This is a genomic window from Rhodopirellula sp. UH5, from assembly GCF_056839225.1.
In genome coordinates, this window is the sequence record NZ_CM166390.1 from 185,104 (window position 1) to 208,825 (window position 23,722).

Below are 23,722 nucleotides of genomic sequence, written 5' to 3' on the forward strand. Positions count from 1 at the left end.
CTCTTGGCCGAACCAAAAAGGCTTGCTTTGGTCTCGTGACGACCGTGTTTGGTTTGCTGGCCATCGAATTGGTTCTGGCCTTGATTGGTGTGGGGCGGTCGAATGCTCAAGGCGACCCAATGATGGGGTTCTCCAAGCAAGTCCCCTTGTTGGAACGCTTCACCGATGAAGACGGCAAGGTGTGGATGCGAACGGCGGAGAACAAGCTGGTTTGGTTCAATGATCAACGCTTTCCGCTGACCAAACCCGCGAACACGCAGCGGATCTTTTGTCTGGGAGGTTCCACGACCTTTGGGCGGCCTTACGACGACAACACTTCCTTCGCGGGGTGGTTGCGAGAATGGTTGCGGCACGTGGATGCAAGTTCGCACCATGAGGTCTTCAACGCGGGTGGGGTCAGTTACGCCAGCTACCGTGTCGCGGCCGTGATGGAAGAACTGGCGGATCATGATCCAGATCTCTTCATCGTCTACACCGGGCAAAACGAGTTTTTGGAGCGGCGAACCTACGCCGATTTCTTTGAGCAATCAAAGACGCAGCTTTGGTTGACGGGGTTGCTGTCCCAGACGCGAATGTACGCGGCGATTGATTCCATCATTCGAAAGAACGACCAGCCGAAACATGCTGCCGAATCAATCACATTGGCCGCCGAGGTCGACGAACGCCTCAACCACACGGTGGGACCGTCGGACTACATTCGCGATGAGGAATGGAGCGACAAGGTAGGCGAACACTTTCGGTTCAACATTCAGCGAATGATCACCATCGCTCGATCAGCGAACGCAAAAATTTTGTTCGTCGTTCCTGCTTCCAATGAAAAAGACTGCAGTCCTTTCAAGCCGGATCCAGAAGATGACTCGTTCGAAAGTGCGCGACAAGCATTCGACGCTGGCGATTTTGATCTTGCCCACTCGGCGTTTCGGTCCGCAATCGATCGTGACATTTGCCCGCTTCGTGCGCCGAGTGATTTTGCTCAGTTCATTCGCGAGCTTCCCGAATCCGATGATGTTCGCGTGCTCGATTTCGAATCTGCTCTTCGCGACGTTTGCCTGGATGAACACGGGCATGACATCTTGGGCGAAGAGTATTTTCTCGACCACGTTCACCCGACCATTGACGCTCATCGTCGGTTGTCGCAATGGTTGGTCTCTGAATTGCGAGACGCGGGTTGGTTGACTGCTGATTCCATTGCATGGAACGAGTTGTCACGCGAGTCGGTTGACAGGGTGGATCAAACGGTTCTCGGCCGCATTGATCGCAGGACGCAGGGGATTGCGATGCGCAACTTGGCCAAGGTCATGCACTGGGCGGGCAAGTTCGAGGTCGCCGCGCCACGCGCTCGGGATGCGATCAAGATGTTGAACGGGGATGCCGAAAGTCAGTTCATTCTCGCAGATTGCCTTCGGTGGACCGGGCAAATTGACGAAGCGGTGATCGAGTTTGAACGCGGCGTCAAGGATTATCCGGTTTACTGTCGGGGGGTCCAACGCTACGGGCAGCTCTTGCTCGAAATGGGCGACAATGATGCCGCGCGTGAGATGTTCAGCATCGCCACGATTGGATGGCCGGAGTCCGACCCGCGGCATTGGGGGGCCCGCTTTCAACTTTCGATCGCCCATTTGGGCGCCAGCGACTTTGAAGCCGCTCACCGTGAATTGCTGCGATGTCACGAACATGCACCTGATGACTTGGATGTGATGTTCGCACTCGCCGAGGCCAGTGCCGGCATTGGAAAGTCTGAAGTTGCCGTCGAATTGTACGAGCGAGTTTTGGATGAGTTTCCGGATGACGTCGAGACTCACCTCAACCTTGGATACACGTTGCTGCGTCTGAATCAAACGAGCCAAGCATCCATGCATTTCGAGACGGCCTTGTTGCTGGCCCCTGACAATGTTCGTGCAAAAGCTGGCGTGGTCGTCATCAGCCAATTGAATGAATCGACGAAATAGAATCGCCTGCAACACCAATCATTCTGCGAAGGGACTTTCAAAAGCAGATGTCCGAATGATTTCGACGGGGTGATTGCGAACAGCGAGAGAGAGCAAGCGAGAGGCGGATTGTTTATACTTTCGCATCCTTTGATTCACTCGCTTCTAGGACCCGCCATGAAACGTCGCTCCTTCCTTCAGTCGGCCGTGGCTGTATCGGCCGCGGGTGCGGTTGGCAACTCGTCTCTTGCGAACGCGGCACCGCTCGCCGAGGGAAACGCTGGTTTCACCACCTCATTCAGCGATGCTTTCGCGATCGATGACAACGTGGTCACCTTTCGCACCGATGCGGTGACTCGTCCGGTCAATGCGATGGTGGTTGCTGACACGCATCTGTTCACAGACGATCAACGTGGCGAACCGTATCGCGAATTCAGCGGGCGGATGGCAAAGGCATACAACCAGACGACGCATTTCAAAACTCGCCAGCCCACAACGCCGGAGCAGAGTTTTCAAGCCGTTGTCGAGCGAGCGAACTCCCAAAAGGTGGATCTGTTGGCCTTGGTGGGTGACATCTTCAGTTTCCCCTCGGAAGCGGCGATCGATTGGGTTTCCGAGCAACTCGACGGCGTGACGATGCCTTGGTTGTACGTGGCGGGCAACCATGACTGGCACTACGAAGGTATGGAGGGTTCGTTGCAGGACCTGCGTTCAGATTGGATCGAACAACGTTTGAAAAAGTTGTACCAAGGCAACGATCCTTTGATGGCCGCGTACGACATTCACGGCATTCGTTTCTTGGCCATCGACAACTCGAACTACGAAGTTCTGCCCGAGCAATTGGAGTTCTTTCGCGAACAACTTCGCAGTGGGATGCCTTTGGTGCTGCTGGTTCATATCCCGTTGTACATTCCGGGGCGTCCCATGGGGTTCGGTTGCGGGCATCCGGAGTGGGGCGCGGAGACCGATCGAAACTTCAAAATTGAACGCCGGCCCAAATGGCCAGCCTCGGGGCACACTCAGGCCACGTTCGATTTCCATCGCGAGGTCTTCCAGGCGGATTCCACCCAGTTGCTGGGAGTCTTTGCGGGGCACACGCATCGCCAGTCGGTTGATGTTGTCAACGGCATTCCCCAGTTCGTCACCAACGCCAACGCGACCGGGGCATTCATGGACGTTCGTTTCGTTCCGAACGCCTGAGCTTTCCGTGCCCCGATACCTCAGGCACAAGTCCTCGTTCACACAACCTTCCTCGCGACGTAGTCGCTTGATTCACATACCGGAACTGACCATGCAGCGTCCCTTCTTTGTCTTCCTCACAGTCATCGCTTTGACGGTTCCCGGGGGAACCCTCTGGGCATTTGATCCGCCGGCCAATCGGGAAGTTGTTCGAAACACACCGGGATTGGTCGCATTCTGGGATTTCGCCCAGCGTGAAGCTTCTGGGAAGGAGCGATTCACTGCGCACGTGCCGCCCGGATCACCGAGCGATTTCCCCTTGGACGCCGCGAATTACGTGCGTGACTACTGGGGTGAAGGCAGGCAAGCCTCCTACGCTGATTTTCCATTGTTGAACGAGGGGCCGTTTGGTCAAGCGATTCGGATTCGTCAAGAATCTGATCCCAACTTCCGACCCTTTCTGTTCATTCCTCGGTCGCGTCTGCATGACACACCGTTGGATATCAAAGGCGAAGGGAAATCGGTGACCGTTGTTGTGTGGGCCATTCGGGAAAGTGGCAATCACGCGCTGGCGGGAATCTGGCACGAAGGCACGGACCTCAAGCAATCGTCGACTGCTTCGATCAAGAAGGTCGAACGTGGGCAACGACAATACGCCTTGTTCGCCGGACTGAATAAAGCCGGCAGCGCGTGTGGTCATGTGTCGGAGAACGGAGCCAGTTCGTTCCTCAACAAGTACGCCCTTCACAAATGCAATTCGCTGGGGCAATCGCCCGCCGTTTCAGCCGATTCGCCGCCGGAAAAACTCGCTGCCTCCTGGCAGTGCTTTGCGATGACGTTTGACGACGAGAAAAACGAAATCACAGGTTGGCTGAATGGAGAGTCCGGTGAACGTTGGCTCAAGAACCCCAAGTCGAACAATCTGCTGTCGTATGCCCACAACGCCTACATGCAGGGGCATTATGCTCGAACGCCTGGGATGCAGGACGGCGAAGACGGCGAGTTTCCAGAGGCCCAGTACTACAACCCGCCGGAAGAGGAAGCATCGAAGACGGAAGTCTTGCGTGAGGACGAGAACCAACGTGTTGAACGTCGCCGCTACCGCTACACCGAAGTCGTCATGACGCTGGAGAAAGAAGAAAATGGCGAATGGGTTGAGGCCGACCGAGATCTCGTCGGCTTGCGATTGAACCCGTGGTGGTACCCGCACGGCATTTATTCACCGCCGGATGCAGAACAAGGCGGGCCGTTCACGATTGGGCGGGTGATTCACAGCAGTCGCACTGTCGGCTTCACCGGATGGATCGGCGGCGTCAGCGTGTTTGATCGAGCCCTCTCGGAAGCCGAGCTGAAAGAGCTTGCCGACCTTCGGAACTGATCGGTTCCCAGGGAAGCGTCTCAAGCGATAGAAAGGGCAACCTCGCTTGCCATCGTGGATGTGCATTTGCGATAGACTGGCACTTTTTCCCCTCCACCGATTGTGCGTTGAAAGAGATCCATGCAAGAGATTCCCGAAGAAGCATTGGACCAAATCCGGGCTCATATCCTGGAAGGCAAAAAGCTCAAAGCGATCAAGCTTTACCGCGAAGCCACCGACGCATCGCTTCAGGAGTCCAAGACCCAAGTCGAAGCGCTCATTGAAGAGCTTGAGAAATCACACCCTCGACAAATGGCCGACAATCGATCCATTGGCTGCGCCGGAATCGTCCTGCTTGCAGTGGTCGGAGCAGGAGGTCTGGTGGCAAAAAGTGGCATAGGCTTCTAGTGGTCTGTCACAGCTAAAAGTGAGGGTTGATCGTAGTGGACGAGGCCACGAGTCCTTGGATCTTACGCCAGTTCAGGACTCGTGGCCTCGTACACTACCCTAAAAACACGTCCTGACAGACCACTAAGCAGGTCAGCAGGAATGATCGGGCATCATCATGTGAGCCGTTTGGGCGTTAGCCCCGGTTATACGTGGGAGCAACGGCGATTACCGAAACAGCCCAAATGCCGAAAGACTCCTGCCGACCTGCTTAGCCTGTGAATACGAAGGGCGACGTTCAGGTTCCATCACAGGCTGGAAGCCGATGCCCTTGTTAGGGCAGGTCGTTGAAGGTGTAGAACCGGAGGCCTCGTTGCGTGGCGCTTTGAAGGATGCGGGTGAGAGCTTCGGGGGTGATGAAATTGCCGTTCCCGGATTCGGCAATTCGATGGGCATACAGCACGATGATCTCGTTGTTTTTGGCGGCGCGATCGAATGCTCCGTCAATCTGTTCATACGTTCGGTCGGGCCGGGTGGGGGCGAAGTCGATTCCTTTGCCGTGCAAACACCCGTGATCGCCGATCTTGGCCGCTGGCACGAAGAAGGCGTCTTGTTCGCAGAGTCGTTCGTTGGCCGCAATGCTTTTGCCCGTCCGTAAATGCCGGAACACCTTTGACAACGCCTCATCTGTCGCGGCATTGTTACGACTCATCGGGTAGGCAAATGAGACTGCGGTGACGTTGGCGGCCTGAAACTCGCTCAGCTGTGGGGTGATCTCACGTCTCATGAACGTTTCGGCTGAGTTTTCTTCGAAGTACTCCACCGCTTTCAGATGGTTGACGCTGTGGGATCCGATCGCATGCCCATGCGCTTGCAGTTTCTGAATCGCATCGATCGCCACGGCGTCGATCTTTCCACTGATGAAGAAGGTGGCTTTGGCTCCGAATTCATCCAGCAGTGGCAATGCTTGCATCCAACCTTCGAAGTTGCGATCGTCGAAGGTCAACACGACACCCCCTTCGGTCAGCGGCGCGGGCGTCGATTCACGAAGTTCGTGCGTCGTCGAAGGGATCGGTTCGCCAGCATCGAGGGATGCGGCGGAGACGATCAAGAGGAGTGACCAAGCGAATCGTTGCACGTCACTGCCTTTCAGTTTTTGCTGGTGGAGTTGACCGCGTGCTTCAAGCCCAGGATTCGGGCCGCGTTACCACGGTAGACCTTTTCCAACACAGCATCGGGCAAGAAGATCCCGTAGATGTTCCAGAATCCTTGCCGGTGGTGCGATTCGGCGGTGTCGAAGTATTCGTCGTCGGTTTCCAGGAAGCGATAGTACAACCGGTAGGCGTTGGGATCAGGAGTCGTGTCGGTGCCGAATAGGATTCGGTCCTGGTACTTGAGAAAGAACTTGCGGCTGCTGTACGGTTGCCGGCCCAGTTCGGAGATCCGAGCGTCGATGTCGATGTAGAAGTTCGGATATCGATCGAGCCATTGCCCGACCGTTTCCAGGTCTTCCGGATTGTTGCCAAAGTGGGCCCCGATGAAGGTCGTGTTGGGGTGCTTTGCAATCGCTCGGTTGCGCTGTTCCAGCAGTTCTTCGCGAGACGGGAAGCGGTCGCCATGGAACACCCAGCCTGGGTGCGCATTGAGTTCGTGCCAGCGTTCATTGAACTGATCCAACGGCGTGAAGAAGGCGGCAGGATCCGCGGTATGAATCATCACCGGGCGATTCATCTCCCCGCACAACGCCCAGATCGGATCCAAACGTTCGTCATCGATCGTCAGCAGGTTGCCGGCTTGGTTGCGGTAGGACAGTCCCAAGGATTTATGGAACTTGAGCCCCTTCGCACCGGCCTCAAAGCTTTTTCGCAGCCGTGCGGTTTCTCGCTCGGACCAGCCCTCGGTTTCAAAGTCACGCAGGTTGATCAGGGCGAAGGTGAGGAACCGATCGGGGTGAGCGGTGTCCAAGGCTGCGAGGGTTTCCTTCAATTTGTCATCCCAGCCTCCGTCGAGGTTGATAACCGTTTGAACGTTGGCTTCGTCCATCACCTGCAGGTAACGCTTGACGCGTTCTTCGGTCAGCACGTTGGCACCGCCACCGAGATGGTTGTGAACGTCGATGACTGGATACGACGGCGTGTTGACGCGAGTCACCTTGGTTTTCAGCATCGACTTCGGTTGCCAATCGGCGAGTTTTAAGTCGCGGATATCTTCTTGGGGCGTTTCCGCTTCGACGACCTTGCCGAAGACCAGTGTGCCGAAGTTTTCGATGTCGTGGAAACTGGGGCCAACCCGTGCCCAGTCCCAACCGGTGGTTTTCTTTTCGTCGTAGTCGACTCGGTAGAAGTTCGCTCGCCACTGAGTTCCCGTTTTTGGCGGGACGTTCCGAAGCGGTTCCAAGACCGCGTAGGGAAGGAAGACTTCAGCCCGCCAGCCGGTGACGGTGGCCATCGATTCGTTCGCGCCGCCCGTTGCGGAGACCTTCTTCTGGATCTTCTTGGCACCCTCGTAGTGCCATGGACGCCAACCAAGGAACTTGCCATCCAGGTTGGGGACGAGGATTGGTAGCTCAAAGCCCAGCGGCGAGATTTCGTATTCGAAATAGACAGGGTCTTTTTCGTTGGTCCAAAAGAAACACTCGAAAACATCTTCGTTCCACAGGTCCAAGAAGTCTTCCTGCATCGTGGCAGTCAACGTTTCATCGGCGCCGTCGAACAAGACATAGACGCCTTTGTCCGAGTACAGCATCTTGAACCGCGATTGGTAATCAAGTGGCCCGTTGCCCCGTCGGTTCAGCGAAACCCAGTCGCACGATTCCCAGGCTTTGGCGTCGCCTTTCCCCGTGACCTCGAAGTCGTCGCACTGGGGCACGATCAACGTTGGTGGTTCGGCCGCGAATGTCTTGGTGGAGGCTGCAATCAAAAGCAGGGTTGCGATCAGCCCAATCGATGTGCGAAGCCGGTGGGGAATGCGATGCGCGGAGTCGGAGCAGGGTGGCATATAGTTTCTCTGAGGTGTCTGATCGGCCGGAGGCATCACTGTGGCATAGGCTTCCAGCCTGTGGTTGTGAGTGCAGAGTTCAGGTTCGATCACAGGCTAAGCGAGTAGACAGGAATGAGTGGGTAGAACCTCACGTAGGCGAGTCTCTCTGAGACTCGCAAATAACAGCGTCTCGGAGAGACGCTGCTACGTGATCAAGCCCAATGAATCCCGCTCACGTGCTTAGCAACGCGTGAACAATAAGTGACGTAGCGGAAGGGCGCGAGCCCTCCGGTTCCTCACCGGGCGGCTTTCGCCACACCGCTAACATCGTCACTTGTTGTTCACGCGTTGCTTAGAAGCCTATGACGCCGTGCAGGGTGGATTATAACGCCACTTTGCTTAGGACTTCATGCCGATGTTGAGGTAGGCATGAACGTGGGGGGCGCCGCGGAAGTGCCAGACCATCGATGGGCCTTCGACTCGCCAGATGTCCCAGACGCGGTCGTTGTCGATGTCTTCTTGTTGATAGAAGGCCATGTGCAGTTGGTCGAGTCCGCCGCTGCTGTTCAGGATTTCCATCACTTCCTTCGAATCGTTTTCACGATACGGGGCCAGCAACATCTTGAGTGTTGATTCGACCAGTTCCTTTTGATCGCTGGAAAGTTGGTCGACGCCAATCCCAGGGAAGTGACCGCTCTCGCCTTTCAACTGCACCGCGGTTTCACTGGGAGCTTTCTTTTGCAACGCCAGTTTGGCTTGGTCGGCATCCAGCGCCTGGAAAACTTTGTTAGCTTCCAAGGTCTGTTGAAAGAACGGGCTGTCGGGGAGGTATTCCTCTCCGTGACCGTAAACCACCGGGCCGCCAAAGCCGATTTTGTCGAGTCGATTTCCGTCGGCTCGCATCGTCACGTGGCGACCGGTCAATTCGAATTGGAACTGGTCCGAGCCGGGTTCTCCGAACAACGCGAAACTGTAGCTTTCCAATCCGCCGTCATCGTATTCCATCTGCTCGAGCAGACGATCGTATCCGTCTTTGGAGGTGATGTTGCGAACGATTTGATCGACCAGCGTCTTCTGCTTTTTCGAGAACAAGTCGTCGCCGATGGTCGTTTTGCTGACGTGCCAGTTGGGGTTGATCTTCAGGCGGTCGGCGTGATCGAACGGTCGCCAGACGGCCGTTTTCTGTTTGTCGGACAAGGAAGCGTACAGTTCCCCCACGTAGGTTTCTGCGGAAGCGGTGGGGGCTCCTGCGGCATGAGCAAAACGGGCGTCGAAGAGGTTGGTCGTCGCGACACCGGCGGCGAGGGCTCCTCCAAGTTTGACGAAGTCTCTTCGGGCAACGCGTTGGCCATCGGGGCGATTGACGTTCATCGGAAAACTCATGCGGGTTGGGGGAGGAACACAGGCAGGAACCGTCTACTTCAAACGGCCGCTTTTGATTCTACCAAATCCAACCCCGGCGAACACAAATTGGATCGTTTCGAAGACAACGTTGCCCAGTCGAGAACGTTACCGAGTTCCGTCCTGGCTTGGTTCCGGCCAATCTTCGATTTGGTCAATCGCCTTCATGACTTGGGGAAGGACGGCTCCGGTCACTCGTGAAAGACGAGCGGTGACCCGTGCGTTGAACAGCAAGGCGACGTTCTTTCCGTCGGAACGACGAACGAGAATCGTGTTGGTGCCGGGAAGCGAACCGCCGTGGGAGGCGGTCAATTCGCCAGAGTCATCGGTGACCACTGACCAACCTTGGCCGTAGTGCCTGGGCTTGAGGTCACCATTCTCTTTGTGTCCTGCCAATCCTTCCGGCCGAGCAAACATGGCGGTGATTCTGGCCGACGACAACAGCGGGCTGTTCTCGGGATCGTCGAATGCACTGGCGAACCGTGCCAGGTCGCTGGCCGATGCAATCCACGCTCCGTGGGAATCCATCGCCTCCAGGTGCCAAGCTCCATAGGTTTGCGGCACCCGCGAATTCAAGTCCTCGGCGAAGACGGAGTCACCTTGGTGCGGATCGTAGTAGCGGACCTCGTTTGGCTTGCGCCCTTCCAAACGAGTCGCGCCAACAGACATCGATGTCACGCCGATCGGTTGCAGGACATGTTGTTGGACATAGTCTTCGTAAGCCTCGTCGGTGATTTTCTCGATGACTCGTCCGAGCAAGCAATATCCGTAGTTGGAATACGCGTACCGCTCACCCGGATCGAAGTCGAGCGGTTTGCCTCGCATGACACGGATGATGGTGTCGGGAGTGGCGGGGTGTTCCGCACCGAGTGCCTTGGCGAATTGAGTTGAGCGGAACATCGCGTCGAATGATTGGTCTCGGTCCCATCCACCTCGATGCTGCAACAGGTGCTGGATCGTGATTTCGTTTTGTCGCTCGTCGATTTTGGAACCTTCTTCCACATGAGGCTCATGGTCGAGGATTTCGAAGACTTTGTCGTCAAGCGACAGTTTGCCTTGATCGACCAATTGCAAGATCGCAACCGCGGTGATCGGTTTGGAAATGCTGGCGATCCGAAACAGACTCTCGGGCGTCACGGGGTCACGCTGGCCGACGTCGGCGTAGCCAAACCCTCTCGCGTAGACGACGTTGCTTTGGTCGGTGATGGCCAACGACGCACCTGGGATACGATGCTCGCGAAGGAATGATTGCATCACCTTGTCGACTTCGCGAAACGCTGGTTGGTCGTTTCCGGTGACGATGGCATGCGACGCGGTCGCGGGATCAAAGCCCGGGCCGCGGAGGACTTTGCCGGGTCGTTTGCCGGTGAACTTGCCTTCGGCGAGCACGGGGATTCCGTTGACGACCACATGCTTCATGCCAACCGACTCAGCGTGCGGGTTTTCGAAGTCCGCTCGATCGGCGAGTTCGTCGAAATCGAACACGATCACGTCGGCGGCCAAGCCTTCGGCGATGCGGCCACGGTCGTAAATCATCACAGCGTTGGCTGCGGCGGCACTGGCTTGTGAGATCGCTTGTTCCATTGAGATCGCCCCCAAGTCGCGGACATAACGCGACAACATCCGTGGGAACGCACCGTAGGAACGTGGGTGTGAGGCGCTTCGATTGCCGCTGGCCGGACCGACGTCGGTGCAGAAGGAAACGAACTCTTGTTGCATCGCCAAGATCTTGTTCGCGTCGCTCATGGTTTCGGGCAAAGCGAACGTGGACGCATTGCAGAGTCCGAAGAACGTGTCCCAGGCGTCTTCGCCAGTTGCTTTGGCAATCGCGGCGACGGACTGACCTGCGTACTCGCGGTAACGAGGTTCAGTGGTTTGGCCGACGATGATGCGGTCCCAATCCGAGCCCGCGTGGCGATACCAGTTTTCCCAGCCGCTGGTGGATTCGATTTCCTCGCGAACTTCGGCTCGCAGTTCTTCGTCGTCGGCCAACCGATGGAGGAACTTGGCACGTCCTTCGCCGAAGTGCCGCGGGTGAATCAGAGCATCGATTCCCAACCCGTTGTTGATGTAGGGATAGATGTCCGCGGTGACCTGGTGACCTTCGCTGCGAGCGGCCTTGATCCGCGCGATTGCCAATTGCATTTTGCCCCAGTTCTGACGACCGGCGGCTTTCAAGTGAAAGATGTGAACAGGCGTGTTGCCGATGCGGCCAATTTCCAAGGCTTCATCGATCGCTTCGAGAAGCTGATCACCTTCGTTTCGCATGTGCGTGTAGTAGCGTCCGCCGTGTTCGCCCGCGACTCCGGCCAAGGCACCGATTTCTTCGGTCGTTGCATAAACGGCGGGAGGGTAGATCAACGCGGTAGAAACTCCGATCGCACCCGCACGCATGGCTTCGCGAACGTGTTCCTTCATCGCCTCCAGTTCATCGTCGCTGGGACGCCGGTCGTCTTCACCCATCACCAACCGGCGGACTTGGGTGTGCCCGATCGTTTGCACGGCATTGAGGGGCATGCCTTTCAAGTCCAGCAACTGAAAGTACTCCGCCATGTTTTGCCAACCGACTGATCTCGCGTCGTGATCTGAAACCGGCGCGGCCGACGATCCCTCGCCCGCGTTGATGGTCGTGATGCCTTGGGTCAGCAAGTTCATTGCCGAAGAAGGATTCCGAAGCATCGGCGTGGCGGTTTGCCCCATCATGTCGATGAACCCGGGAGCGACGATCAATCCCTCGGCGTCGATCGTGTCTTTGGCCGACTCCGGGTCGATGCGGCCGATGTGGGTGATTTTGCCGTTCGTGATTCCGACATCGGCTTCGTACCAAGGGGCTCCCGTGCCATCGACGACATGCCCGTTCAAAATCGCGAGGTCAAAGTTGGGAGCTGCGTCCTTGGCGGCGGAATCTTGCGAGTGAGCTGGGTGGCAAGCGGCGAGCACCCAAAGCAGTGTCCCGGCCCAAACACGAGGCGACGAGGACTGGCGAAGAATCTTTGACACGGCTGGTTCTCGGCAGACGGGGTGGGAAAGTGTCAGGTGGGGCCGCGGTCGGTCTCGTTAGAAGCAGGGGGCTCATCGAGACGCGGCGGGCTGCTGCGAGTGCCTAGCCTAAGTGAAACGAACCACAGAAGGTTCGCTGGAGGCGCGATCGCAGCATGAGAATCACCAGTTTGACGGCTCGGTTGGAGCGGGCCGATTCGGCTGGTCGAGCTGACGATGCCTGCTCGGTGGGGCGCAAATCCAAGCAAAAGGAATCTTTCGTGCTGCTCACTTTGTGTCGCCCCAGCGTTTGCTGCCGCGATTTGCTGGCAAACGCGGCAACGGAGTCCCGGCAATTGCAATTCCTTTTCGCGTCAACCGTGGGAGGGGGGTTCGATCTCGCTTGGCAACCTGTAACGATAGGGGACCTTGAGAAGTTTTGAACGGTCGCCTTTCCTGACGATTGTGCGGCACGCAAGGAGGCCCCCCCCACGAATTTGGACGTGTCGTCAAAGAAACGCCATCACGCTTTCCATCCACCTAGCAGAGTTATATGCTAGGACGAAAGATATCCCAGAGTCACTATCCTGCCCCGGCGAGACCAGAAACTTCGAAGTGCCCACCTGATCGGCCATCCGCCCGAGACCGTATGTTACGCAAATCAGAAATTGCTGATTCCACGACGCATGAGCCCCATGAGACGCGATGGAAATCGCTCGCTCATTTGCTCGTCGATCGTGCTGCGCGGCATCCCGATCGTCCCGCACTGACGTTTTTGCCCGATGATTCGATGGATGGGGCGGAAGCCGAGCTGACGCTGACCTACGCGGAGCTGCACCGCCGAGTCCGTGCCGTGGCGTTGCGTTTGGTGCGAGAAACCGGTGCGGTTCCAGGCGACCGAGCGATGTTGTTGTTCCCGCCGGGGCTGGAATTCATGATTGGGTTCATGGCCTGCGAGATGGCGCGTTTGATCCCGGTCCCGACCAGCTATCCCAAACCTGGTCGCGCGATGCCGCGACTGGACACCTCCGTCGCGGATTGCCAGCCCTCGGTCTTGATCAGCGATCAAGAGACGATTGCTGGGATCGACTCGAATCGATTGTCCGCCGAAACGGCTGCCTTGCCGATGGTCGCGACGGACGCATCGATTCAAGAGGACTTGGCCAGACCTGACTCGCTCGACGACGAATTGCCGCTCGGCGAGATTGAATCGACCGATTTGGCGCTGCTGCAATACACCAGTGGTTCGACCAGTGATCCCAAAGGCGTGATGGTTTCGCATGCCAATTTGCTGAGCAATCTGGAATCGATTCGACAGGCGTTCGGGATCGAATGGTCCGGCGACGACAGCGACGATTACGAACGCGGTTTGTTCTGGTTGCCTCCGTTCCATGACATGGGGTTGATTGGCGGCATTTTGGAACCGTTGTACGTCGGCGGGCATGCGATTTTGATGTCGCCCCGATCGTTCTTGGCTCGGCCGATGCGGTGGTTGCGAGCGATCTCGGACTACAAAGCCACCATCAGTGGCGCTCCCAACTTTGCTTATCAGTTGTGCGTTGACCGGATTGATGCCGCCCAAGCGGATTCACTGGATTTGAGCGGTTGGGAGTTGGCCTTCTGCGGTGCGGAGCCGATCAATGCCGACACGTTGCAGCAATTCACCGATCGATTTTTCAACGCTGGTTTTCGTGGCGAAACGTTCTGTCCGTGCTATGGGTTAGCCGAAGCGACCTTGATGGCGGCAAGTTGCCGCTCAGGGCAGGCCCCTCGTTTATTGGATGTCGACAAAGACGAACTCGCGCACGGCCGCGGGATCATCGTGCGTCAATCATCGCTTGGTGAAACGGTTCCAGAGGCTTCGCAAGCCAGCGTTTCTGGCGATGGGGCGGTGCGGCGACTGGTCAGTTCCGGTCGTGCGGCTCACACGATGACGGTGTTGGTGGTCGAGCCGGACGCACGCCGCGTGCAACCGGACGGCGAGATTGGCGAAATTTGGTTGGCGGGGCCTTCCGTCGCATCGGGTTACTGGAAACGCGAAGAGGTCACCGCAGAAGTCTTTGGTGCGACGCTCGCCGACGGGGATCCAGCGGAAACGTTCTTGCGAACAGGTGACCTGGGGTTTGTTCACGATGGAGAAGTCTACGTGTCGGGTCGTCGCAAAGACCTGGTGATCTTGCGTGGGCGAAACCTGTTCCCTCAAGACATTGAGGCCACGGTCAAAGGTTTGTTGCAAGCGAACGTTTTGCAGTGTGCCGCCGTCGCCACGACCGGACGAACGGGCGATGCCCTGACCATCGCCGCGGAAGTTTCGCGACATGTCGATTCCGAAGAATTGCCGGACATCGTGCGTCATATTCGTCGAGCGATCATTGACGATCACGAGGTCGATGCTCGCCAAGTTTTGATCACACGTCCCGGTGGAATTCCGTTGACGACCAGCGGAAAAGTCCAGCGGCAGCAGTGCCGAGCAATGATCGAAGCTGGCGAATTGGCGGCTCGTTACCAATGGAATCGCAACCGTTTCATCGACGATTCTGAATCCGTGGCCTTGCCCGAGTTGCCGACCCGGGTGACTCGCGAAGAGGTTCCAGAGGCCACCGAACAGATCACCGTTTGGTTGCTGGCCTGGTTGTCCGCCCACAGTGGTGAGCAGATCCACGAGGACGGGGAACGCCCGGTCCGCAACGCTTCGCTGACGCCAGAAACGCCGTTTGCAGAGACCGGCATGGATTCGTTGACGGCCGTCGAATTGAGCAGCGAACTGGAAGATTGGTTGGGGATCGAGTTGACTCCCGTGTTGGCGTTCAACTACCCCACTTCATCACGCTTGGCCGCTTATTTGGCGGAGACGTTGGCCGGTGGTCCAGAACAAGACGCGGCCGGCGACATCCAGTCCGACATCGAAGCGTCGGATTTGTCGCCCGAAGAGCTGGAAGCGTTGCTGAGCGAAATCGAAAACGATTCGTAGTCGCGCAAAGGGTTCGACAGAGTCGAACCTTTGTCCCCCAATGTTTGCGTGGGTGGTGTCTGTTGTCAGGCCACATGACGCGGTCGTTGTGAAGCGTTCCGCGAGTCCTGTGTGACCACGCGTTTTGCCTCGCCAGGTGGAACCTGGCCTACGGGGTGCTTTGCCAGAGTCGAACCTTTGTCCCCCAATGTTTGCGAGGGTGGTGTCTGTTGTCGAGCCACATGACACGGTCGTTGTGAAGCGTTCCGCGAGTCCTGTGTGATCACGCGTTTCACCTTGCCAGGTGGAACCTGGCCTACGGGGTGCTTGGCCAGAGTAGAACATTTGTCCCCAAATGTTTGCGTGCGAGGTGTCTGTTGTCGAGGCACGTGACGCGGTCGTTGTGAATCGTTCCGCGAGTCCGGTGTGACCACGCGTTTCACCTCGCCAGGTGGAACCTGGCCTACGGGGTGCTTTGCCAGAGTCGAACATTTGTCCCCAAATGTTTGCGTGGGTCGTGTCTGTTGTCGAGCCACATGACGCGGGTGTTTTGAAGCGTTCCGCGAGTCCTGTGTGACCACGCGTTTCACCTTGAAAGGTGGAACCTGGCCTACGGGATTGCTTTGCCAGAGTAGAACATTTGTCCTCCAATGTTTGCGTGGGTGGTGTCTGTTGTCGAGCCACATGACGCGGGTGTTTTGAAGCGTTCCGCGAGTTCTGTGTGACCACGCGTTTCACCTCGCCAGGTGGAACCTGGCCTACGGATTGCTTGGCCGGAGTCTAACATTTGTCCCCAAATGTTTGCGTGGGTCGTGTCTGTTGTCGAGCCACATGACGCGGGTGTTTTGAATCGTTCCGCGAGTTCTGTGTGACCACGCGTTTCACCTCGCCAGGTGGAACCTGGCCTACGGATTGCTTTGCCAGAGTCGAACATTTGTCCCCCAGTGTTTGCGTGGGTGGTGTCTGTTGTCGAGCCACATGACGCGGGTGTTTTGAAGCGTTCCGCGAGTTCTGTGTGACCACGCGTTTTGCCTCGCCAGGTGGAACCTGGCCTACGGGGTGGTGTGTGGTTTTGGACAGCATCGACTGACAAGCACGACTGCGATCCAAACGGGAAACCACACGGCGGCGGCGTCGGAGAAGCGTCCGATCGGTGGGCTGGTCAGCGACACAAACGCGATCTTGAACAGCCAGTAGCTGATTGCCAACCAAGTCAACGCGGCCAGCCCAGTTTGGGTGGATGCGTGCTCGCGAAATGGTTCGGCGGTCTGCGTTGGCCGGAAACGGATCGACGCAATGCAGGCGGCGACGGCCAGCCCCATGGTGACGACGAAAAAGATCGGGTGCATCAACATGTCCGCCACCGATCCCCAGACGCCGCGGCGGATCGCGAGCATGATCCAACGCAGGTACCGAACGGGATAGCTGCGGACGATCGTGCGATCGAGTTCTGCCAACATCTGGTGCTGGTGGACTCGTTGCAGACCAGGCGACGGGGCGAGTTTTGTTGACGTTCGGCTGGCGACAGCTTCCGCCGCGGGGATCACGATCATGTACGTCATCGCGTCCCAGCGATTTTCGATGGTTGTGTACGAGTCCGCTCGCGGGGCCGCGTCAGCACGCGGGCGAAGGTCCAGCCCATCGGCGGCAACTTGGGCACCCGCTGCCATTTCAATGCGACGATCGGCGATCTCTTTTCCCAGTTCGCCCAGTCGGCCTGGCAACGCCTCGAGTTCATCCGCGTCGAGCAACTGAGTCGTCACGGCGGCCATGTTCTGATGACCGAAGGGCAGGACACCCAAGTCATCGACCGTGATCAAGCGAAACGTGCACCACGCCATCAACGCGATCAAGGGCAACACACCGACAGCGATCGCAGGAGCCCAGCGTCGCGAAAAGGTGACGCCTGGACGCACGAAAACGCTGAGCATCAACCAGGGAATCAAAAACAAATACGCGGGGCGGAGAGCAATGACCAGCGTCGTGAGGATGCCGAGGGTGATGCACAGGCGGGGTGTCAGCCCGGTTCGCCAGATTCGCAGCACGCCGATTCCGATCATCGCCGCCAGCGACATGGCCGGGGCGTCCGTTGCGATCGTGTTGACGTGGTCCCAGAACGTGCAGCCGATCGCGAAAACGCATGCTGCGATCACAATCGTTTGCCGCGAGAAGTTCCAGCCTGCCAATTCGACTGCCAACAGGCCAACCGCGATGGCTTGCAGAGCAATGTGAAGAATCACCAAAGTCTGGTTTGCCCAAAACGCTTGATCCGCACCGGAATTTGCCAGTGCCTTTGTGAATCGTACCAGGACCGGGTAGCCCGGCGTTCGGATCTGGGTGGCGATCGCTTCGGCAGATTCGAACGAGTACTCGGTGTAGCTCGGTGAATCGGGCACCCAATGAGGAGCGAACCGATTCGTCACCCAACATGTCCCCATCAGGATGATGAACGCGACCAGCGATATCAAAGCGAAGTGTTTCATGCCGATCAGCTTAACCTGCCGGCGGATGAATGCGATGAGCCCGCATCACCTCACTCCAAGCAAGCGAGGTCTGATTCGCTTGGATTTGGACAGGCCTGCGATTGGGAACGGATCTGGGTGCCGCCTCTTCCGAATTCTTGGCGAATCCGGCTACATTCCGCGGGACCGTTGGAGGCAACGGTTCTACGCTGACGCCGCTTCCTGACGAAAATCAACCCTCACTCCATCGTCCCCTTCATGATTCCCGCCCTCAAGGAAGTTCTCCGCGTCGCAGTTCCGTTGATGGTCAGCACGGGCATGTTTTCGCTGGTTCTGTTCGTCGACCGGACGCTGCTGCTGTGGCACGAACCGTCTCAGATGGGGGCGGCGATGGCGGCAGGGAATCTGTTCTGGGTGTGCGTGTGCGTGTTCGTTGGCATCGCGTCGATGACCAGTGCGATCATCAGCCAGTACATCGGAGCGGATCAACCCAAGCGTGTGGGGCAACTTCTGTGGCAGGCGACTTGGTTCGCTCTGGCGACGCTGCCGTTTTTCCTGCTGGTCGGAGGCCTCGGCGAGTCCTTGTTTCGACTGACGGACCAACCGGAGCACTTGATTCCAATGCAAGCGGCCTACTTTCGCATTTTGATGTGGGGTGGTGCGGGAGAGGTGTTGCAGACGGCACTGTCGGGTTTCTACAGCGGCACGCATCGGACTCGCACGATCATGTTGGTGTCGTTGGCGTCGGGCGTGTTGAACTTGGTTCTCGACGTGTTTTTGATCTTTGGTGTCGGTTCGCCCGATCCGGAGACTGGTTTGCGATTCTTGGAGCTGGGAATCGTGGGAGCGGCGATTGCCAGTTCGCTGTCGTTTTGGTTCAAAGGCGTCTGTTACGCGGTGTTGCTGATGAAGCCTAGTGAACGCGAGAAATACGGCATTTTGCGTGGGATCCGGCTGAACCGACGCATGATGAAGCGGTTGATTTACTTTGGTTTGCCGGCTGGATTGATGTACGTCACCGAGGCAGGTGGCTTCACCGTCATCGTGTTGCAGATCGGGCGACTTGGGGACGTGCCACTGCAAGCGACAACGATGGCGATCAATTTCAACATGATTGCGTTCATTCCTTTGGTGGGGATGTCGATCGCGGCGTCGGTTTTGGTGGGCCAGCATTTGATCCGAACTGGGCCTGGGCCGGCGATTCGTTGTGTGATCGCGGCTCTGTGTGTGGGCTGGGCCTATTCGGTGGCTTGGGCGATCGCGTACATTTTCGCGCCGGGCGGTTTGATCGCGTTGTATTCGCTGTCGCCGACGGGCGTGGACAGCGAGATTGCGTTCGAAATCGCCGAGAAATTGCTCGGTTTTGTGGCGATTTACGTGATCATGGACGCGACGCAGTTGATCTTGGCGGGCGCTCTCCGCGGGGCGGGTGACACTTGGTTTGTGTTGTTGGCGGGATTGGTGTTGTCGTTCGTGGCAGTGATTGTGGGAACAGTGTGGCAACCTGTCGCGGTACGGTTCCAGGATCCGGATGGGCAAGCTGGGGCATTGTTGGCGCTGGATTGGTGGTGGTGGGTGATCACCGGTTGGATCTGCACCCTCGCAATCGTCATGGCCGGACGCTTTTTGCAAGGCAAATGGCAACGGATGCGGATGGTATGATTCCACCACTACGGTTTTGCCAGACGCATTGCTAAACTGTTGGCCACTCAGCATTTCTCGACAATTCGACAACAGGAACCCATGCAGTGACTGCGGATATTTTCGGCGCACGCGAACAGTTTGAAACCGGATCCGGCTCTGCAGCGATGTATCGCTTGGAGGCGCTCCAGAAACGAGGCTTGGGTCAGATTGACCGCTTGCCGTTTTCCATTCGCGTGCTGTTGGAAGCCGTGCTGCGAAATTGCGACGGTTTTCAGATCAGTGAAGACGACGTCAAAAACCTTGCCGGTTGGGACGCCAAAGCGGTGGCTCCTCACGAGGTGCCGTTCAAGCCTTACCGCGTGGTCTTGCAAGACTTCACGGGCGTGCCCGCGGTCGTCGATTTGGCGGCAATGCGTTCGGCGATGGAGCGAATCGGGGGCGACCCGAACAAGATCAACCCGCTGATTCCCGTTGACCTGGTCATCGATCACTCGGTCCAAGTCGATTTCTTCGGCAGCGACGGCGCACTTGTTCAAAACGTCGAGCGTGAATTCGAACGCAACAAAGAACGTTATGAGTTCCTTCGCTGGGGCCAACAGGCGTTCGACAACTTCGGCGTCGTTCCACCCAACGTCGGGATCGTTCACCAAGTCAACTTGGAATACCTCGCCCGCGTTGTCGCGATGGGCAAAGACGAGCAGGGCCCCGTGGCGATGCCCGACACGCTGGTCGGGACTGACTCACACACGACCATGATCAATGGTTTGGGCGTGTTGGGCTGGGGCGTGGGCGGCATCGAAGCCGAAGCCAATATGCTCGGCCAGCCGTTGTACATGTTGATGCCCGAAGTCATTGGCTTCGAACTGACCGGTGCGTTGCCATCCGGTGCGACCGCGACGGACATGGTGCTGCGAGTCGTCGAGATCCTCCGCGCTGAAGGCGTGGTCGGCAAGTTTGTCGAGTTCTTCGGCACCGGCATGAACACCATGAGCGTTGCTGACCGAGCCACCATCGCCAACATGGCTCCGGAGTACGGTGCCACGATGGGATTCTTCCCCGTGGATGATTTGACGTTGCATTACATGCGTCAAACCGGCCGCACCAAAGAAAACGTCGAGCTGGTCGAGCGTTACTGCAAAGAACAAGGTCTGTTCCGTTTGGACGATGGTCCCGAACTGAATTACACGAAGACGGTTTCGCTCGATTTGTCGACGGTGGAACCCAGCTTGGCGGGCCCCAAACGTCCTCAAGACCGTGTGCCGTTGGCATCGATGAAGAAGGCGTTCAACGAATCGTTGACGGCTCCTGTGGGTGCCTCCGGATTCGGGTTGGCTCCGGAAGACCTGAAACGAACCGGACATGTTTCCAACAACGGTGCCAGCTCGGACATCACTCACGGTGCGGTCGTCATCGCTGCCATCACGTCCTGCACGAACACGTCCAACCCATCGGTGATGGTGGGTGCCGGATTGTTGGCCAAGCGGGCTGCCGAACGCGGTTTGACAGTGCCGGCACACGTGAAGACATCCCTGGCTCCCGGTTCACGCGTCGTGACCGATTACTTGAACAAAGCCGGTTTGTCCGAGTCGCTCGACAAGCTTGGTTTCAACACCGTTGGCTATGGCTGCACAACCTGCATCGGCAACTCGGGACCTCTGCCAGAACCTGTTGCCAAGGCCATTCAAGATGGCGACTTGATCGCTTCGGCGGTTCTGTCGGGCAACCGAAACTTTGAAGGTCGGGTCAACCCGCTGACGAAAGCCAACTACTTGGCCAGCCCACCGTTGGTGGTCGCTTACGCTTTGGCCGGTACGACCGACATTGATCTGGTCACGGAACCACTTGGCAAAGACACCAACGGCGAAGACGTGTTCTTGAAGGACGTGTGGCCATCGGCGGAAGAAATTCGCGAAACCATTGCGTCGTGCATCCAACCCGAGATGTTCACCGACGAATACGAAGCGGCCGTGGCTGGCAACGAATTGTGGAACGCGATCGAAGCGGCCGGCGGAGCGTTGTACCCGTGGGACGAAAAGAGCACCTACATCCATCACCCACCGTTCTTGGACAGTGTCACCGCGGAAGCCGTGCCAGACATCGCTCCGATCAAGGGTGCCAAGGTGTTGGCATTGCTCGGTGATTCGGTCACGACCGACCACATTTCACCGGCGGGGGCCATCGCCACCGACGGGCCTGCCGGACGTTACCTGCAAGAAAACGGTGTGCCGATTCGCGAATTCAACTCGTTCGGTTCGCGTCGCGGGAATGACCGCGTGATGGTGCGTGGAACGTTCGCCAACATTCGCATCCGCAACCAACTGGCACCAGGCACCGAAGGCGGCGTGACTCGTTACTTGCCAACCGGCGAAACGATGAGCATCTACGATGCGGCCATGAAGTATCAATCCGACAACGTGCCGTTGGTCGTGTTGGCTGGCAAAGAATACGGAACAGGCAGCAGCCGTGACTGGGCCGCCAAGGGCACGATGATGTTGGGCGTCAAAGCTGTCATCACGACCAGCTTCGAACGCATTCACCGCAGCAACTTGGTCGGCATGGGCGTGTTGCCATTGGAATTCGCCGAGGGTGGTTCTTGGCAGTCGCTGGGGTTGACCGGCGAAGAAACGTTTGACATCGATGGGTTGTCCAACGACATCGAACCTCGTTCCTTGATCACCGTGGTCGCGACCGCAGCCGACGGCACCAAGACCGAGTTCGAATGCCGCGTCCGCATCGACACGCCGGTTGAATTGCAGTACTACCAAAACGGCGGCATCCTGCCGACGGTTCTGCGAAACCTTCGCGGTTGAGCGTTTCGTAAATGATCCATCGTGCCCCGCTGCATCTGCTGTATCTCAACGTGCTCGTCATCGCGACGTGCGGATTGATTTACGAGTTGTTGGCGGGGACGCTGGCGAGTTACTTGCTGGGTGATTCCGTCACCCAGTTCTCGCTGATCATCGGCGTTTACCTCTCCGCGTTGGGGTTTGGGGCTTGGTTGTCCCAGTACGTGACGACCAAGCTCGCTCGCGTGTTCATTGAGGTCGAGTTGGCACTCGCCCTGTTGGGCGGGTTCTCGACGCCGCTGCTGTTTCTCGCGTTCCCGATGATCGAGTGGTTCCAGTGGTTGCTCTTCAGCAGCGTGATCGTGATCGGAACGTTGGTTGGGTTGGAGCTGCCGCTGTTGATGCGGATTCTGAAAGAGCACCTCGAGTTTGAAGAACTCATCTCGCGCGTGCTCGCGTTTGACTACCTCGGTGCCCTGTTCGCCTCGCTGTTGTTTCCGATCTTTTTGGTGCCCAAATTGGGGCTGAATCGCACCGCAATTGTGTTTGGATTGCTCAACGCGTTGGTCGGGCTGTGGGGGACGTATCTGTTGCGTCCGTTGCTGGAAAAGAAGGGGTTGGATGGTCTTCGTGGGCGAGCGTTCTTGGTGATCGGATTGCTGATCGCGGGATTCATCAAAGCCGACTCGATCACCAGCATTGCGGAAGAGAGCACGCTTGGCGGCCGCATTGTGTACGCCGACACGTCGCCCTTTCAACGCATCGCAGTGACCCGCAATGACAAAGGGTTCCAGTTGTTTCTCAACGGGCACCTGCAATTCAACAGCGTTGATGAATACCGCTACCACGAAGCATTGGTGCATCCGGTGATGTCGGTCTGCAAGGACGCACGTCGGGTGCTGGTGCTGGGCGGCGGGGATGGATTGGCGGTTCGCGAAATTTTGCGTTATGACCATGTTGAGTCGGTCACGCTGGTGGATTTGGACCCCGCGATGACGCGGTTGGCAACCCAGTTCGAACCGCTGGCGGAACTCAATGGGCGAGCGTTGGAGAGGGACCGTGTCACGGTCGTCCATCGAGACGCGTTTCTGTGGGTGGGAGAAGGGGACGAGCAATTCGATGCGGTTGTGATCGACTTTCCCGATCCAGGCAATTACTCGATCGGCAAACTGTATTCCTCCCGTTTCTACGACCTGCTTCGAGGTCGGATGACCGAGGAGGCCGGGTTGGCGATCCAGTGCACCTCGCCGCTGGTGGCGCCCAAGTCTTATTGGTGCATCTTGCGGACGATGCAGGCCTCGGGGTTTGACGTCACGCCTTACCACGCACCCGTGCCGACGTTTGGAATCTGGGGCTTTGCGCTCGCGAGGATTGCCCAGGATCCGGAATCGGAAGCCAATTGGCGTTTGCCGCCGGAGTTGTCGGCCGAGGTGACTGGCTTGCGATACCTGACTCCCTCGACGATGGCAGGGTTGTTCGATTTACCTGCCGATCAACAGCCCCGCGATGTCCCCCCCAACCGATTGAATGATCAAATCCTCGTGCGTTTGTACGACGAAGAATGGGGCCAAAACCAGTAGCCGGATTCGCCATTCGTCAAGAATTTGAACCGTTCTCCCGTAGCCGGATTCGCCAAGAATTCGGATGGTTCCGGTCTCCCGTAGCCGAAT

The 23,722-nt window shown here is 57.6% G+C and carries 13 protein-coding genes; 8 read left to right on the forward strand and 5 right to left on the reverse strand.

The features are described 5' to 3' along the window. The first annotated feature begins 35 nt into the window (after positions 1–35). The 4 genes from UH5x_RS00650 (at position 36) to UH5x_RS00665 (ending at position 4,872) form a co-directional block, all read left to right on the forward strand. Positions 36–1,949 (forward strand): SGNH/GDSL hydrolase family protein, encoded by a 1,914-nt coding sequence (locus UH5x_RS00650; RefSeq protein WP_482634351.1) that lies wholly within the window; start codon positions 36–38, stop codon positions 1,947–1,949. Between the two features lie 156 nt (positions 1,950–2,105). Next, on the forward strand, positions 2,106–3,128 hold the full coding sequence (locus UH5x_RS00655) for a metallophosphoesterase family protein (protein WP_482634352.1): 1,023 nt from the start codon (positions 2,106–2,108) through the stop codon (positions 3,126–3,128). A 91-nt stretch (positions 3,129–3,219) separates the two neighbouring features. Next, complete coding sequence (locus tag UH5x_RS00660) at positions 3,220–4,485, forward strand: hypothetical protein (RefSeq protein ID WP_482634353.1); 1,266 nt, start codon at positions 3,220–3,222, stop codon at positions 4,483–4,485. A gap of 120 nt (positions 4,486–4,605) precedes the next feature. Then, positions 4,606–4,872 (forward strand): hypothetical protein, encoded by a 267-nt coding sequence (locus UH5x_RS00665; protein ID WP_482634354.1) that lies wholly within the window; start codon positions 4,606–4,608, stop codon positions 4,870–4,872. Positions 4,873–5,185: 313 nt separating this feature from the next. Here UH5x_RS00665 and UH5x_RS00670 read toward each other — a convergent pair whose 3' ends face one another. The 4 genes from UH5x_RS00670 to UH5x_RS00685 all read right to left on the reverse strand — a co-directional run bounded on the left by UH5x_RS00670 (position 5,186) and on the right by UH5x_RS00685 (position 12,171). Beyond that, positions 5,186–5,989, reverse strand: a complete 804-nt coding sequence (locus UH5x_RS00670; RefSeq protein ID WP_482634355.1) for a polysaccharide deacetylase family protein — start codon at positions 5,987–5,989, stop codon at positions 5,186–5,188. Between the two features lie 11 nt (positions 5,990–6,000). Beyond that, positions 6,001–7,848 (reverse strand): carbohydrate-binding family 9-like protein, encoded by a 1,848-nt coding sequence (locus UH5x_RS00675; protein ID WP_482634356.1) that lies wholly within the window; start codon positions 7,846–7,848, stop codon positions 6,001–6,003. A 381-nt stretch (positions 7,849–8,229) separates the two neighbouring features. Then, positions 8,230–9,213 carry a DUF3500 domain-containing protein gene (locus UH5x_RS00680; RefSeq protein WP_482634357.1) on the reverse strand — a complete coding sequence of 328 codons (984 nt, stop codon included), beginning with the start codon at positions 9,211–9,213 and terminating at the stop codon, positions 8,230–8,232. A gap of 126 nt (positions 9,214–9,339) precedes the next feature. Continuing rightward, a complete protein-coding gene (locus UH5x_RS00685) occupies positions 9,340–12,171 on the reverse strand; it encodes a serine hydrolase (protein WP_482636095.1) in 2,832 nt (943 codons plus the stop codon). A 688-nt stretch (positions 12,172–12,859) separates the two neighbouring features. On the opposite strand from UH5x_RS00685, the gene UH5x_RS00690 reads away from it, so the two are divergent. Further along, positions 12,860–15,181 (forward strand): AMP-binding protein, encoded by a 2,322-nt coding sequence (locus UH5x_RS00690; RefSeq protein WP_482634358.1) that lies wholly within the window; start codon positions 12,860–12,862, stop codon positions 15,179–15,181. Positions 15,182–16,212: 1,031 nt separating this feature from the next. Here UH5x_RS00690 and UH5x_RS00695 read toward each other — a convergent pair. Next, the gene (locus UH5x_RS00695) at positions 16,213–17,643 is read right to left on the reverse strand and encodes a hypothetical protein (protein WP_482634359.1); all 1,431 of its coding nucleotides are present in this window, start codon (positions 17,641–17,643) and stop codon (positions 16,213–16,215) included. 237 nt (positions 17,644–17,880) lie between these two features. Here UH5x_RS00695 and UH5x_RS00700 point away from each other — a divergent pair, with 237 nt between their 5' ends. From UH5x_RS00700 to UH5x_RS00710, 3 genes are all read left to right on the forward strand, one after another. Next, on the forward strand, positions 17,881–19,284 hold the full coding sequence (locus tag UH5x_RS00700; protein ID WP_047814611.1) for an MATE family efflux transporter: 1,404 nt from the start codon (positions 17,881–17,883) through the stop codon (positions 19,282–19,284). A gap of 86 nt (positions 19,285–19,370) precedes the next feature. After that, positions 19,371–22,076, forward strand: a complete 2,706-nt coding sequence (gene acnA, locus UH5x_RS00705) for an aconitate hydratase AcnA (protein WP_047814610.1) — start codon at positions 19,371–19,373, stop codon at positions 22,074–22,076. Between the two features lie 11 nt (positions 22,077–22,087). Beyond that, complete coding sequence (locus UH5x_RS00710; RefSeq protein ID WP_482634360.1) at positions 22,088–23,632, forward strand: polyamine aminopropyltransferase; 1,545 nt, start codon at positions 22,088–22,090, stop codon at positions 23,630–23,632. Positions 23,633–23,722 lie beyond the last annotated feature (90 nt).

Coding starts and splice junctions, on each gene's coding strand:
- UH5x_RS00680 (WP_482634357.1), bottom strand. CDS start 9,213: ATGAGTTTTCCGATGAACGTCAATCGCCCCGATGGCCAACGCGTTGCC.
- UH5x_RS00665 (WP_482634354.1), top strand. CDS start 4,606: ATGCAAGAGATTCCCGAAGAAGCATTGGACCAAATCCGGGCTCATATC.
- UH5x_RS00690 (WP_482634358.1), top strand. CDS start 12,860: ATGTTACGCAAATCAGAAATTGCTGATTCCACGACGCATGAGCCCCAT.
- UH5x_RS00655 (WP_482634352.1), top strand. CDS start 2,106: ATGAAACGTCGCTCCTTCCTTCAGTCGGCCGTGGCTGTATCGGCCGCG.
- UH5x_RS00675 (WP_482634356.1), bottom strand. CDS start 7,848: ATGCCACCCTGCTCCGACTCCGCGCATCGCATTCCCCACCGGCTTCGC.
- UH5x_RS00710 (WP_482634360.1), top strand. CDS start 22,088: ATGATCCATCGTGCCCCGCTGCATCTGCTGTATCTCAACGTGCTCGTC.
- UH5x_RS00695 (WP_482634359.1), bottom strand. CDS start 17,643: ATGAAACACTTCGCTTTGATATCGCTGGTCGCGTTCATCATCCTGATG.
- UH5x_RS00660 (WP_482634353.1), top strand. CDS start 3,220: ATGCAGCGTCCCTTCTTTGTCTTCCTCACAGTCATCGCTTTGACGGTT.
- UH5x_RS00700 (WP_047814611.1), top strand. CDS start 17,881: ATGATTCCCGCCCTCAAGGAAGTTCTCCGCGTCGCAGTTCCGTTGATG.